The sequence below is a fragment of the Providencia sp. AGC89 genome, assembly GCF_053543535.1.
Map to the genome: position 1 here is coordinate 40,966 of NZ_JBIXLP010000066.1, position 13,535 is coordinate 54,500.

Sequence of the window (13,535 nt, forward strand, 5' to 3'; positions counted from 1 at the left end):
CCCAAGGAGGGAGGCGATGGCAGCCAAACAAGTTTGTCATCTTATCTGGTTCCGCAATGATTTACGGGTCACTGATAACAAAGCACTATCCTCTGCTTGTGCGGACCCCCAAGCCAATGTTATCGCCCTTTTCACCGCCACGCCGGAACAATGGCAACAACACGATGTATCGCCAAGGCAAATTTCGTTTATCCACCAGCATCTCATTGAATTACAACGTTCTCTTGCCAAATTAGGTATCCCATTAGTTTGCCAAACGGTGACGAATTTTATGGATGCGGCCGAGTGGGTATTAAACTATGCTAAAACTCAGCAAGCTGATGCCTTGTTCTTTAATCGCCAATATGAATGGAATGAAAAACAAAGGGATGACTGGCTGGTAAAAAATGCTCATGGAATGCATATTCATGCTTTTGATGATTTTTTGTTATTGCCGCCGGGTTCTGTGACCAACCAAAAGGGGGAAATGTACCAAGTGTATACCCCTTTTCGTCGTGCCTTTCTCACCCAATTAACCGCCACAGACTGCCGTTCATTGCGTGTACCAAACAAAAGAGCCGACTCTTTAAATATCAAAGAAACCGCCCCTTTATTCCCACATGAGCACATAGCGGTTTCCCAGCAATTCCCTATTGGTGAACAAGCCGCCTTAAAACAGCTAAGGCAGTTCTGTACTCAACACGTCACACGCTACCAGCAAGATAGAGATATCCCTTCTATTCACGGGACCAGCCAATTATCGCCATATCTTGCCATTGGTGTACTGTCACCTCGGCAGTGTTTTAACCGGTTACAAGCAGAAAACCCAGATGTTTTAGATTACCCTGATAGCGGTGCATTCACTTGGTTAAATGAATTGTTCTGGCGTGAATTTTATAGCCATTTACTCGTCGCATTTCCACATCTTTGTCGCTATCAGCCATTTATTCAATGGACTCAACATATTCATTGGAATAATTCATCAACTGATTTCGACGCATGGAAAACCGGAAAAACAGGTTATCCTATTGTTGACGCCGCCATGCGACAACTTAATGAAACTGGTTGGATGCATAATCGCTTGCGTATGATTGTCGCAAGCTTCTTAGTAAAGGATTTGCTTATCGACTGGCGCAAAGGTGAAAAATATTTCATCAGCCAACTGATTGATGGCAGCCTAGCCGCAAATAATGGTGGTTGGCAGTGGTCTGCATCAACGGGGGTCGACGCTTGCCCGTGGTTTCGTATTTTCAACCCAACAACCCAAGGGAAAAAGTTCGATGCCCAAGGGAAATTTATACGCTACTGGCTACCAGAGCTAAATAACATACCCGATAAATATATTCATACCCCCCATGAATGGTCTCTAATTAACAATACACCACTCGATTACCCAGAACCGATTGTTGACCATAAGCAAGCCCGTTTAGCCACTTTAGAAGCTTTTGAAGCAGGGAAACGTAATAGTCTAAAACAGTAGGCTGTTTAAAATACGATAAATCGCAAAGTTATTATTTGCGTTAGGGGATATCATACGGCGCTAACAATAAGGAGTATATATGAACGTTATCTTACAAGTTGATTTCCCCTACCAAGGGCCTTGGGGCGCAGAAATGACCATAGCAATGGATGAATTAGCCAATTCGATTAACCAAGAACCTGGCTTTGTATGGAAAATTTGGACAGAAAACCAGCAAACCCAACAAGCCGGTGGGGTTTATCTGTTTACTTCTGAGGCTGATGCCAAAGCTTACCTACAAAAACACAGCGCACGCTTGAAATCATTTGGTATTCCTGAAGTTCGTGGTGAAATTTTTGCAGTAAATACTGCGCTTAGCCAATTGAACCAAGCACAGTTTATAAGCGAGTAATTATTTACTGGCGCTGAAATTCGAATAGCATCACATCTGAGGTAAATGAGCCATCTTCCTGAACCGCAAAATGGCTTTTTACCTCATGACTTAATGTTTTTTGATATTGACGGATCGCATTAACCAAAAGCTCTGGAGTTCGCATCCGCTCAACCCAACTGGTAAACTCCAGCGGCAAACGAAAACTTTTGACCCCACTGACGAACAACCCTGCGTTATTTAGCATACCAGACCATTCACCCGCCGAATAATCTCGAATATGTGAAGTATCACGGAGAACTTCAACCGTTTGCAGATAAATGTCTAACAACGGGTGCCCCGGAGAAACAACATCAATAAAAATGCCTTTTCCTGCAGGCTGTAAAACACGATGCACCTCACGCAGCGCTTTTTCTACGTCATGCCAATGGTGCGCTGAATAACGGCTAATCACCATATCAAACGAATTATCTTCAAATGGTAATGACTCCGCAGTCCCTTTGCATGTCGTAATATTGTTGAGCCCGCGTTCCTGTGCATTTTTAGCGACCACATTGAGCATCGAATCCGATAAGTCATAGGCAACCACTGACTTTACTAACTGAGCCGCATGAAAGCTGGCATGACCCGCACCACAACCTAGGTCAAGCACATGTGCCTGCTGACTCGCTTGCAGCAATTGCTGTAAAATCTGTAAGTCTTCACCCTGCGCATGAACTTGGCTGGTTAAATACGAATTAGCCTGCTCGTCAAATTGTTGGTAAACCGCTTGGTGGTGCGTTTTCATTTCACTTTCCCTAGGTCAAATTAACAATAACTCAATAAAAGCAGAAAATGATTGAAAAAGCACCTATTTATTCAACCAATAGTTTGGCAACAAGTAATGACTAAAAATCCCCTTCCCGTCGTTCCACTAAGGTTAAAATACTGTATAACGCCACCACTGTGTTGTCCTGATTAAAGACTTGCACATCCCATTCAACCACGCCATTTGGTGTATCTTCAGCAAGTTTTTGCGCTTTTTTAATCTTTTTCTTGCATGTTAGGCGAACTTGGATCGTATCACCAATTTTAACAGGTTCAATAAAACGTAGGTTTTCCATTCCATAATTAGCGATGACAGGCCCAACACCCGCATCTACAAATAACCCTGCCGCAGCCGAAACAACAAAATACCCATGAGCGATGCGTTCACCAAATAAGGATTGTGCCGCACCAATTTTGTCGACGTGTACATAGAAATGGTCACCACTCAGGCAAGCAAAATGAGTAATATCCGCTTCTGTCACTGTGCGTCTTGCTGTTAGCAGCGTATCGCCAATCACGAGGTCCTCAAAGTGTTTGCGGAATGGATGCACTACGTCAGTAACGGTATCTGCGCCCCTAACCCATTGTTTTGTAATAGAAGTTAACATCGATGGGCTGCCCTGAATGGCTGTACGCTGCATATAGTGTTTCACTGCCCGAAGCCCGCCAAGCTCCTCACCACCACCCGCACGCCCAGGCCCACCATGTACCAATAAGGGGAGTGGAGAACCATGCCCTGTTGACTCCAACGCTGAAGCTTCATTTAAAATCAGCATCCGCCCGTGAGCCCTTGCGCTCATACGGATTACCGATTGAGCTACTTGCGGGTCTGCGGTCACTAATGTCCCCGCTAAGCTTCCTCCCCCTAAAATGGCTAATTGTACAGCCTGCTGAATATCATCATTGTCATAGCACATTAAGGTTGCGACTGGCCCAAAAGCCTCGGTTTCATGTACCGCATGGTGTTTAAAAGGTTCCGCACAATAGAGTAAAGTTGGTGGATAAAATGCCCCATTCTTGGGGTCTCCCCCCATAATATCCAGTTGATTAAACTGCCCACCACACAAAACTTCACAGCCGTTTTGACGCAAATAGTCGACTTTGTCTTGCACATCTTGGCGCTGTTCTAAGTTAATCAATGCCCCCATACGAACCCCTTCAACCGCAGGGTCACCCATCGTCGTGCTCGATAAACGCTTAAGTAGCGCTTGCTTGACATTTTCAAGCTGATTTTTGGGCACAATAACCCGACGAATAGCGGTGCATTTCTGCCCTGCTTTTGCCGTCATTTCACGAACTACTTCCTTAATAAATAAAGCAAATTCAGGTTGTTCCGGATGTACGTCATTCCCTAATACCGCGCAGTTTAGTGAGTCTGCCTCCATGGTGAATGGAACCGATTTCGCAATAATTGTGGGATGTGATTTTAGCTTCTGCCCTGTCGCCGCAGAACCGGTAAATGTCACGACATCTTCAAAATCAAGGTAGTCAAACATATTACCCACACCACCACAAACCAACTGGATCGCCCCTTCGGGAACCAGACCACTCTCAACCATTAGCTTCACCATCGCTTGAGTCACCTGCGCGGATGCTGTTGCAGGCTTGATAATCGCAGGCATACCAGCCAACCACGTTGGAGCCAGCTTTTCCAGCATCCCCCAGCAAGGGAAATTAAACGCATTGATATGCAAAGCAACCCCACGACGAGATGTCAAAATATGACGACCAATAAATTGCCCTTGTTTCGATAGCGGGATCATTTCATCTTCTGGCCAAATAGTATCATCTGGTAATTCACGGTTTGCTAACCCTGAATAGGAGAATAAAGTGGCAATCCCCCCTTCAATATCAACCCAACTATCCGCTTTCGTCGCCCCGGTTTGTGCTGAAATAGCATAGAGGTGTGCTTTATGTTCTAGCAGGTACTTCGCCAATGATTTGAGCATTTGACCACGTTGCTGAAATGTGAGTGCAGACAAGGTTTCACCACCCACTTTTCGACCATATTCTAAGCTATCCGCTAATGGCAGCCCCTCGGTCGTTACCGTATATAAGGTTTCATTCGTCAGAGCATGGTAAATTTTCCGCCCTTCCCCCTCACCTTGTACCCACTTCCCCATAATATAACTTGTTAAATGTGACATATTCCTCTCCAGAAATAAAAACACTAAATAATATTTGATTGCAAATATGTATCATAAATATAAGCATAGATGCCAATTTAAATTTAACAAATTAAAAACATTTCCGTATAAAAACCATCTTTCATATTAAAACCACATAAAACATATCGAATGTAACCAGCTGTTTATATTGATTTAATTATTATTAATTGTGAAGCACATCGCAAAAGCAGGTTAATAAACATTGACCTTTTTGTTAACCATTTCTAGCATTAATGTTAAATAAATATGATTCACCATTCAAAAATTACATTTAATTTTCGAATCACTTAATGGAAAAATCAATGAGCGAGCAAAATCAGGCTAACTTCGAAGCCAAAATCGAAGCCGATATTTCCATCGAGCCCAAGGACTGGATGCCCGATGCTTATCGGCAGAACCTTATCCGCCAAATAGGCCAACATGCCCATTCGGAAGTGATTGGCATGTTACCGGAAGCAAATTGGTTAACACGCGCACCAACACTGCGCCGCAAAGCTATCTTACTGGCCAAAATTCAAGATGAAGCAGGGCATGGTCTATATCTGTATAGCGCAGCAGAAACCCTCGGTTGCTCTCGCCAAGACATTTACCAAAAACTACTTGATGAAAAAATGAAGTATTCCTCCATTTTCAATTACCCCACATTAAGCTGGGCTGACATTGGTGTAATTGGTTGGTTAGTCGATGGGGCAGCCATTGTGAACCAAGTGGCTCTGTGCCGCGCATCATATGGGCCATATGCACGCGCCATGGTGAAAATCTGTAAAGAAGAAAGTTTCCATCAACGTCAAGGTTATGAAGCAGTTATGGCGCTTGCACAAGGAAGTGAAGAACAAAAAGCAATGCTGCAAGATGCAATAAACCGCTTTTGGTGGCCTGTACTGACCATGTTTGGCCCAAATGATTCAGACTCACCGCATAGCGCACAAAGTATGGCTTGGAAAATCAAGCGCTTCAGTAATGATGAATTACGCCAAAAATTTGTGGATAACACAGTTCCGCAGGTTGAAGCACTCGGCATGACTATTCCTGACCCTGATTTGGTTTGGGATGAAGAACTTGGTCACTACCGATTTGGCGAAATTGACTGGGAAGAATTTTATCAAGTCATTAAAGGTAATGGCATTTGTAATCACGAACGTGTTGGTGCGAAACGCAAAGGATGGGAAGACGGTGCTTGGGTACGTGAAGGCGCAATGGCACATAGTCGCAAACAAAAAGCCGTTAAATCTGCCGCTTAACTCATTTAACCACTTACTGAAAAGGAAAACCCCATGAGCAATCAAGATTGGCCACTGTATGAAGTTTTTGTCCGTAGCAAACAAGGGCTTGCTCATCGCCACGTTGGTAGCTTACACGCGGCCGATGACCAAATGGCGCTGGAAAATGCCCGCGACGCCTACACAAGGCGCAGCGAGGGCTGTTCGATTTGGGTGGTAAAAGCTGCACATTTAATCGCCTCACAGCCCGAAGACAAGAGCACATTTTTTGACCCTGCAGATACCAAAGTCTATCGCCACCCAACTTTCTATACCATCCCTGATGGTATCAAAAACATGTAAGGAGCTTACGATGGATCAACAACAACAGCTCCACCACTACACATTAAGGCTCGGTGATACCCCATTAATTCTTGCACAGCGCCTATGCGAATGGTGTGGCCATGCCCCTGAAATTGAAATTGACCTTGCACTGTCTAATATCGGCTTAGACTTATTGGGGCAAGCTCGTCATTTTTTAAGTTATGCAGCGCAATTAAAAGGGGCCGGATATGATGAGGACACCCTCGCTTTTTTGCGTGATGAAAGGGAATTTAGCAACCTATTACTCGTCGAACAACCGAATAATGACTTTGCCGATACCCTAGTGCGCCAATTCTTTATAGATGCTTATCACGTTCCATTATATGAATCACTGATTCATAGCCACGATAAACAACTCTCAGCGATAGCTGAAAAATCCTTAAAAGAAGCCCTTTATCATTTACGTTTTAGCCGTAATTGGATGATCCGCTTAGGGGATGGTAGCGAAGAGAGTCACAGGAGAATTCAGCGCTCCGTTGATGAATTATGGCGCTTTACCGGTGAACTCTTCCATGCAGACGCTATTGAAGTTGCACTCAGCGAGGTGGGCATAGCCGTTGACCCACGCAGCCTAAAAGAAACTTGGCTAAATACGGTCAATGAAACATTTGCCGAGGCGACACTCAACATACCTGAAAAAGAGGCCTATCGCATCGGTGGTAAGCAAGGTAGCCACACTGAACACTTAGGCCTGTTATTAACACAGCTGCAATTTATGCAATGTGCTTACCCAAATAGCCAGTGGTGACGTGATGGAACAGAGACTGCAACCTAACCAGCTTCAATCCCCCCAAGTTCATGTGATCTGGCAACAGCTTCAGCAAATTCCTGATCCTGAGCTGCCAGCACTCTCTATTACTGATCTTGGCATGATCCGCAATGTGGTACCTAACAAACAAGGGTGGAAAGTTATTTTTACACCTACCTATTCTGGTTGCCCAGCAACTGAATTTTTAATCAATGAAATCAAAACGGTTCTTGGTAAAGCAGGGTTCCAAAATATCGATATTGAAGTGATGCTGACCCCAGCTTGGACAACTGACTGGATGAACCAAGACGCCAAAAGGCGCTTACGGGAATTCGGTATCGCACCCCCGCAAGGAACATCCTGTGAACACCCTGAACACAAAGGTGCTGTCTGTTGTCCACGCTGTGATAGCCAACAAACAGAAAAAATTAGTGAGTTTGGTTCAACAGCCTGCAAAGCATTGTATCGCTGCACTGAATGTTTAGAACCGTTTGATTACTTTAAATGTATTTAGGGGCACCCTCATGACTGTATTCCATCGTTTAAATATTGCCGCTATTGAACGTGACACCCCTGATGCTGTCGCAGTGACATTCAGTGTTCCTGATGCGTTACGCGAGCAATATCATTATCGACCAGGGCAACACCTGACTTTAAAAGCCTCCATTCAGGGGGAAAATTTACGCCGTTGTTATTCTATTTGTAGCTCACCCGATGAAAACACACTGAAAATTGGCGTTAAAGCGATCTACGAAGGTCGGTTTTCCAATTTTATCAACCAACATCTAACTGTCGGTGATAGCCTTGAGGTGATGATCCCTCAAGGGCAATTTGGCTATCAACCTGAGCCGAATACTCAGGCGCACTATCTTGCTATCGCTGCCGGTTCAGGGATCACCCCCCTACTTTCGATTATTAAAGCCACATTACAGACGGAAACCAAAAGTCACTTTGTGTTGATTTATGGTAACCGCAATAGCCGTTCGGTGATGTTTAAAGAAAGCATTGCAGACCTCAAAAACCGGTTTGCACAGCGTTTTCAAGTGCTTTACCTATTTAGCCAAGAGCAACAAGATAGCGAGTTATTAAGTGGACGCATCAGCCAACAGCAGCTCAATGCATTAGGTAAAACGTTATTGAATTTTCAACAATTTGACCGCGCTTTTATTTGTGGTCCAGAAAGTATGATGGATGAAGTACACGACACATTAATCAATTATGGTATGCCAAAAGAGTTTGTTCATACCGAGCGCTTTAATACATCCGGTATCAAATTCAAGCCGACCTCCGCCCTCGCCACCGAAACTCGTCAAGTCAGTATCCACCTTGATGGTCGCACAATGAACATCAGTATGGATAGCCAAGATGACAGCATTCTTGATGCCGCTTTACGCCAAGGAGCCGACTTGCCCTATGCCTGTAAAGGTGGGGTTTGCGCAACTTGTAAATGTAAATTGCGTGCAGGAGAAGTCGAAATGGGCGTCAATTATAGCTTAGAGCCCGACCAAATTTCTGATGGTTATATTCTTAGCTGCCAGTCTTGGCCTAAAGGAGATGGCGTCGTTCTGGATTTTGATGTGTAGGAGCCACAATGGAAAACCCTTGGATTTTATCTCACCAAAACAACCGGGTACTGACACTGACACTCAATCGGCCAGAAGTACGCAATGCATTAAGTACCGATTGTTTAGAACTCTTAGTGCAAAACTTAGAGCAAGCAGCAGCCAATGATGAGATTGGCGCGATCGTTATCACTGGGAATTCACGTTTTTTTGCTGCTGGCGCTGATCTTAAAGAATTACAGCAACAAACCGTTGCTAACGCTATCACTGATAGACGACCCCAAGTATGGCAGCGGCTCTCAATGATATCAAAACCTATCATTACCGCTGCTAATGGTTACGCCTTAGGCGCTGGGTTTGAACTACTGCTTGCTAGCGACATCATTATTGCGGGGGAGTCCGCACGTTTCGGCTTGCCTGAAATAACACTCGGTCTAATACCCGGTGCGGGAGGGACACAACGGCTGATCCGCTCCGTTGGTAAGTCTCTTGCCATGCAAATGGTACTCACAGGGGAGCCTATCAATGCAAAACACGCTCTTCAGGCAGGGCTAATTAGCGAAATTTGTGTGGATGAATTAGTTGTTGAACGAGCTCAGAAAATTGCGCAACGCATTGCAATACATGCACCTTTAGCGGTTCGGGCGGCAAAAGCTTCGCTAATTCATTCCCAAGAAAATCATTTGGCTGAAGGTTTACAACTTGAGCGTCAGTACTTTGTCGCCTTAGCCGGCACCGAAGATCGACGCGAAGGGATCGATGCATTCTTTGAAAAACGAAAACCTCAGTTTACAGGGAAATAATTATGACAAACCAAGCGATGATCCTCGCAACGCAAGAGAATGGGGTCCTCACTATTACATTAAACCGCCCCGATCGACTTAATAGCTTTAACGATGAAATGCATCGTCAGCTTAGTGATGCTATCAAGCTTGCGGAACGAGATGAAACGATACGCTGTTTAGTGATCACCGGAGCTGGTAGAGGGTTTTGTGCTGGTCAAGACCTTAACGACCGGAACGTCAGCGTAGGTAACGAAACGCCTGACCTTGGTTTCTCCGTTGAAACCTACTATAACCCGTTAATCCGCCGTTTAACCTCTTTGCCAAAACCAATCATCTGCGCCGTTAACGGTGTTGCTGCGGGTGCAGGCGCTGCCATTGCCCTTGCAGGGGATATCGTAATTGCAGCAAAAAGTGCGAGTTTTATTCAATCATTCTGCCGCTTGGGGCTAGTTCCCGATTCTGGTGGAAGCTGGTTTTTGCCCCAACTTGCAGGCCATGCAAGAGCCATGGGAATGGCATTATTAGGCGATAAAATTAGTGCAGAGCAAGCCTTGCAGTGGGGAATGATTTGGCAAGTCACGGAAAACGAAGAGCTATCCGATACCGTAAACCAGTTGGCTATGCATTTAGCTACTCAACCGACTTACGGTTTAGGGTTAATCAAAAAAGCGATTTACGCCGCGGCAACCAATACCCTTGATGAACAACTTGACCTTGAGCGTGATTTACAACGCTTAGGGGGGCGTAGTGAAGACTACCGCGAAGGGGTTAGTGCCTTTTTAAATAAACGCGAACCGCAATTCAAAGGGAGATAACCATGACTTTACCTTTGAATACTCGCATCCAGACTGTAGCCGTAATTGGCGCAGGCACCATGGGCATTGGTATTGCGCAAGTGGCAGCTACAGCAGGCTTAACTGTTTTACTGTTTGATGTTAATCAACAGGTATTAACCCAATCAATATCAGCAATGACCCAACGTTTACGCAAACGGGTTACCCAAGGGAAAGCTGAAGCCAAAGCGACAGAAAGCATCATCGAAAACATTACTGTGGTGCAAAATTTATCTCAATTAGCGAATGCGCAACTGGTCATTGAAGCTATCGCAGAAAAATTAGAGATAAAACAAGCTATTTTTAACGATTTAGAAGCTATTTGTAGCGAAAAAACTATATTTGCAAGTAATACCTCATCGCTCTCAATTACTGCCATTGCCAGTCAATTAAAGCACCCTGAACGCCTTGCTGGGCTGCATTTTTTTAACCCCGCCCCCGTGATGAAGTTAGTCGAAGTAGTTCGTGGGTTAGAAACATCAGACCACGTTATTTCACAATTAAAAATATTGACCCAGTCATTCGGTAAAGTCCCTGTTATTTGCCGTTCTACCCCTGGTTTTATTGTTAACCGAGTGGCAAGACCATTTTACGCAGAAACATTACGAGCCCTTGAAGAGCAAATTGGCAGCCCCGCAACGTTAGATTGCGCAATACGCGATGCAGGTGGATTTGCCATGGGGCCATTACAACTTACTGACTTAATCGGCCATGACATCAACTATGCGGTGACTGAATCGGTGTTTAAAGCCTTCGGCTATGACCCACGATTTCAAACCTCATTAATGCAGTTAGAATTAGTTCAGGCAGGGCATTTCGGTCGTAAATCAAAACAAGGTTTCTATCATTACGATGATAACAAACCGCAACCTAAGCCATTATTTGCAGCAAAAGCCCTTCTTGACCAACCACAACAGGTCAAAGTATGTGGGAATTGGCAAATATTTCCTGAATTTGTGCAGCTTTTATCTGAAAGTGGGATCTCACTCGAAGGATCAACACAACAGCAAGAACAATCCCCAACACTCATTGTTAATGACGTTATTATTATGTTAACAAATGGTGAATCAACATCATCTCATGCGCAAAAGTTGGGGCAAGCTGTCGTGCAATTTGATTTATCTGCTAATTACCTTGCCGCAACGGCAGTCACTCTCAGCTGTGCTGCACAAAATAACGTGCAACAAAACCAGCAAGCAATTGCATTTTTTCAATCGCTTGGGAAAAACGTGATTGTACTACCTGACTACCCTGCACTCTTAGCAATGAGAACTGTTGCGATGTTATGTAATGAAGCGCTGGATGTCGTCAATAAAGGGATAGCAACCACACTGGATACAGATAACGCCATGCGTTTTGGTGTGAATTACCCCAAAGGCCCTTTAGCTTGGGGAGCGCAACTTGGCTGGCAACGAGTATTAACAGTACTTGAGCACTTAACACAGTTTTATGGGGATAGCCGCTATCGGCCCAACCCATTATTAAGGCAGTTAGCTGTAGGCCATCAATCTTTATCTTTCAAGGAGTTGCTATGATTTCCGTACCAAATGTTACCCTTGCTCAACAATCAGCCCACATGATGTACAAAGATGATGCATGCGCAAAAGCTATGGGCATGTCTATTGAAAAAGTAGAGGAAGGTTTTGCGCAACTAAAAATGCCGATTACAGCACAAATGCTAAATGGCCATAAAACCTGTCACGGGGGGCAACTCTTTAGCCTTGCAGATACCGCCTTCGCCTATGCCTGCAACAGCCAAGGGCACGCTGCTGTTGCCTCTATGTGCTCTATCGATTTCATTCGCCCCGGTTTTGAAGGTGATTTACTCACTGCAATAGCGCAAATGAAACATCAAGGTAAACAAAATGGCCTATATGAAGTTGAAATAGTCAACCAAGACGGCAAAACATTAGCCTTATTTCATGGTCGTTCACATCGGCTGGGGCACCGTCTAGTAGGAGAACCATCATGATTGACGCCTATATTTGCGACGGTGTTCGCACACCTATTGGCCGCTATGGTGGTGCGCTTGCATCATTACGCCCCGATGACCTCGCCACTGTGCCTCTCAAAGCATTAATGGCGCGGCACCCACAGCTAGATTGGTCACTAGTCGATGACATTATTTTAGGTTGCGCAAACCAAGCAGGGGAAGATAACCGCAATGTCGCGCGTATGGCCAGTTTACTGTCGGGCTTACCAGTTTCTGTTTCCGGTACCACCATTAACCGATTATGTGGTTCAGGCCTTGATGCTATTGCGTTTGCGGCAAGAAGTATCAAAGCGGGAGAGTCTGGTTTGATGATTGCAGGTGGCGTAGAGTCAATGAGCCGCGCCCCTTTCGTAATGGGAAAACACGAATCGGCTTTCTCACGACAAGCTCAAGTCTTTGATACGACAATTGGCTGGCGGTTTATTAACCCGTTAATGGAACAACAGTTTTCAACTGACTCTATGCCAGAAACAGCTGAAAACGTTGCTGAAACATATCAGATCAGCCGTGAGGACCAAGATGCTTTCGCCCTGCGCAGCCAACAACGTACTGAAGCCGCAAGAATCAAAGGTTTTTTTGCGCAAGAAATAACCCCTGTCACCGTTAAACAACGCAAAAATGAGTTACTTGTCACTGAAGACGAGCACCCTCGTGCGGAAACAACTTTTGAACAACTACAAAAACTAAAAACCCCTTTTCGTGAAAACGGAACGGTCACCGCGGGTAATGCTTCAGGGGTCAATGATGGTGCTGCTGCATTAATCATTGCATCCGAAAGCATTGCTAAGCAGCAAGGGCTTACCCCACGAGCACGCGTTATCGCGACGGCGACTTGTGGTGTTGAACCAAGGTTGATGGGAATTGGCCCACTTCCTGCTGCATTAAAAGCCCTAGAGGTTGCCGGTCTAAGTATAGAGCAAATGGATGTTATTGAATTAAACGAAGCCTTTGCAGCACAAGCACTGGCTGTCTTAAGGGGGTTAGGTTTACCTGACGATGCCCCACATGTTAACCCCAACGGTGGGGCGATATCCTTGGGTCACCCATTAGGTATGAGTGGTGCAAGGCTGGCCATTGCCGCTGTCAACGAACTCCATCGCAAACAAGGTCGCTACGGGTTGTGCACCATGTGCATTGGTGTTGGTCAAGGGATAGCTATGGTTATTGAACGAGTCTAAACAACGTCTTAATACCAATAAAAACAGCCTGAACCCTACACCTGCTCAG

14 protein-coding genes are annotated in these 13,535 nt (G+C 45.0%); 12 read left to right on the forward strand and 2 right to left on the reverse strand.

Annotated elements, in window-relative coordinates:
- Positions 1-16: 16 nt before the first annotated feature.
- Together phrB and ACIPUA_RS12925 are read left to right on the forward strand one after the other, a co-directional pair.
- Positions 17-1,459: a deoxyribodipyrimidine photo-lyase gene (phrB, locus tag ACIPUA_RS12920; protein WP_449059758.1), complete on the forward strand. Its 1,443-nt coding sequence runs from the start codon at positions 17-19 to the stop codon at positions 1,457-1,459.
- Between the two features lie 79 nt (positions 1,460-1,538).
- Entirely contained in the window at positions 1,539-1,850 is a 312-nt protein-coding gene (locus tag ACIPUA_RS12925) for a monooxygenase (RefSeq protein WP_042847792.1), read from the forward strand.
- A gap of 4 nt (positions 1,851-1,854) precedes the next feature.
- On the opposite strand, the gene ACIPUA_RS12930 is transcribed toward ACIPUA_RS12925, so the two are convergent.
- Entirely contained in the window at positions 1,855-2,616 is a 762-nt protein-coding gene (locus ACIPUA_RS12930) for a class I SAM-dependent methyltransferase (RefSeq protein WP_048605480.1), read from the reverse strand.
- A gap of 100 nt (positions 2,617-2,716) precedes the next feature.
- Positions 2,717-4,783, reverse strand: coding sequence for a phenylacetic acid degradation bifunctional protein PaaZ (gene paaZ / locus ACIPUA_RS12935; protein ID WP_048605481.1), 2,067 nt, complete (start codon positions 4,781-4,783; stop codon positions 2,717-2,719).
- Between the two features lie 323 nt (positions 4,784-5,106).
- Here paaZ and paaA point away from each other — a divergent pair, with 323 nt between their 5' ends.
- The 10 genes from paaA to pcaF are packed head-to-tail and all read left to right on the forward strand — an operon-like array spanning position 5,107 to position 13,486.
- Positions 5,107-6,045, forward strand: coding sequence for a 1,2-phenylacetyl-CoA epoxidase subunit PaaA (gene paaA / locus ACIPUA_RS12940; protein ID WP_042843391.1), 939 nt, complete (start codon positions 5,107-5,109; stop codon positions 6,043-6,045).
- Positions 6,046-6,078: 33 nt separating this feature from the next.
- The gene (gene paaB / locus ACIPUA_RS12945; RefSeq protein ID WP_004262911.1) at positions 6,079-6,366 is read left to right on the forward strand and encodes a 1,2-phenylacetyl-CoA epoxidase subunit PaaB; all 288 of its coding nucleotides are present in this window, start codon (positions 6,079-6,081) and stop codon (positions 6,364-6,366) included.
- Positions 6,367-6,376: 10 nt separating this feature from the next.
- A complete protein-coding gene (gene paaC / locus ACIPUA_RS12950; RefSeq protein ID WP_449059759.1) occupies positions 6,377-7,135 on the forward strand; it encodes a 1,2-phenylacetyl-CoA epoxidase subunit PaaC in 759 nt (252 codons plus the stop codon).
- Positions 7,136-7,139: 4 nt separating this feature from the next.
- Positions 7,140-7,649 carry a 1,2-phenylacetyl-CoA epoxidase subunit PaaD gene (gene paaD, locus ACIPUA_RS12955; RefSeq protein ID WP_042843389.1) on the forward strand — a complete coding sequence of 170 codons (510 nt, stop codon included), beginning with the start codon at positions 7,140-7,142 and terminating at the stop codon, positions 7,647-7,649.
- 10 nt (positions 7,650-7,659) lie between these two features.
- A complete protein-coding gene (gene paaE, locus ACIPUA_RS12960) occupies positions 7,660-8,718 on the forward strand; it encodes a 1,2-phenylacetyl-CoA epoxidase subunit PaaE (protein WP_042843388.1) in 1,059 nt (352 codons plus the stop codon).
- Positions 8,719-8,726: 8 nt separating this feature from the next.
- Positions 8,727-9,500: a 2,3-dehydroadipyl-CoA hydratase PaaF gene (gene paaF / locus ACIPUA_RS12965; protein WP_048605483.1), complete on the forward strand. Its 774-nt coding sequence runs from the start codon at positions 8,727-8,729 to the stop codon at positions 9,498-9,500.
- 2 nt (positions 9,501-9,502) lie between these two features.
- The gene (gene paaG, locus ACIPUA_RS12970) at positions 9,503-10,297 is read left to right on the forward strand and encodes a 2-(1,2-epoxy-1,2-dihydrophenyl)acetyl-CoA isomerase PaaG (RefSeq protein WP_042843386.1); all 795 of its coding nucleotides are present in this window, start codon (positions 9,503-9,505) and stop codon (positions 10,295-10,297) included.
- Positions 10,298-10,299: 2 nt separating this feature from the next.
- Complete coding sequence (locus ACIPUA_RS12975) at positions 10,300-11,850, forward strand: 3-hydroxyacyl-CoA dehydrogenase (protein WP_071547598.1); 1,551 nt, start codon at positions 10,300-10,302, stop codon at positions 11,848-11,850.
- A complete protein-coding gene (gene paaI / locus ACIPUA_RS12980; RefSeq protein WP_042843383.1) occupies positions 11,847-12,287 on the forward strand; it encodes a hydroxyphenylacetyl-CoA thioesterase PaaI in 441 nt (146 codons plus the stop codon). The genes ACIPUA_RS12975 and paaI overlap by 4 nt, the downstream gene beginning before the upstream one ends.
- Positions 12,284-13,486 carry a 3-oxoadipyl-CoA thiolase gene (gene pcaF / locus ACIPUA_RS12985; RefSeq protein WP_042843382.1) on the forward strand — a complete coding sequence of 401 codons (1,203 nt, stop codon included), beginning with the start codon at positions 12,284-12,286 and terminating at the stop codon, positions 13,484-13,486. Before paaI ends, pcaF begins: the two co-directional genes overlap by 4 nt.
- The last annotated feature ends 49 nt before the right edge of the window (positions 13,487-13,535 follow it).

Coding starts and splice junctions, on each gene's coding strand:
- paaB (WP_004262911.1), top strand. CDS start 6,079: ATGAGCAATCAAGATTGGCCACTGTATGAAGTTTTTGTCCGTAGCAAA.
- paaG (WP_042843386.1), top strand. CDS start 9,503: ATGACAAACCAAGCGATGATCCTCGCAACGCAAGAGAATGGGGTCCTC.
- paaE (WP_042843388.1), top strand. CDS start 7,660: ATGACTGTATTCCATCGTTTAAATATTGCCGCTATTGAACGTGACACC.
- paaA (WP_042843391.1), top strand. CDS start 5,107: ATGAGCGAGCAAAATCAGGCTAACTTCGAAGCCAAAATCGAAGCCGAT.
- paaZ (WP_048605481.1), bottom strand. CDS start 4,783: ATGTCACATTTAACAAGTTATATTATGGGGAAGTGGGTACAAGGTGAG.
- paaC (WP_449059759.1), top strand. CDS start 6,377: ATGGATCAACAACAACAGCTCCACCACTACACATTAAGGCTCGGTGAT.
- paaI (WP_042843383.1), top strand. CDS start 11,847: ATGATTTCCGTACCAAATGTTACCCTTGCTCAACAATCAGCCCACATG.
- pcaF (WP_042843382.1), top strand. CDS start 12,284: ATGATTGACGCCTATATTTGCGACGGTGTTCGCACACCTATTGGCCGC.
- paaD (WP_042843389.1), top strand. CDS start 7,140: ATGGAACAGAGACTGCAACCTAACCAGCTTCAATCCCCCCAAGTTCAT.
- phrB (WP_449059758.1), top strand. CDS start 17: ATGGCAGCCAAACAAGTTTGTCATCTTATCTGGTTCCGCAATGATTTA.
- ACIPUA_RS12930 (WP_048605480.1), bottom strand. CDS start 2,616: ATGAAAACGCACCACCAAGCGGTTTACCAACAATTTGACGAGCAGGCT.
- ACIPUA_RS12925 (WP_042847792.1), top strand. CDS start 1,539: ATGAACGTTATCTTACAAGTTGATTTCCCCTACCAAGGGCCTTGGGGC.
- paaF (WP_048605483.1), top strand. CDS start 8,727: ATGGAAAACCCTTGGATTTTATCTCACCAAAACAACCGGGTACTGACA.
- ACIPUA_RS12975 (WP_071547598.1), top strand. CDS start 10,300: ATGACTTTACCTTTGAATACTCGCATCCAGACTGTAGCCGTAATTGGC.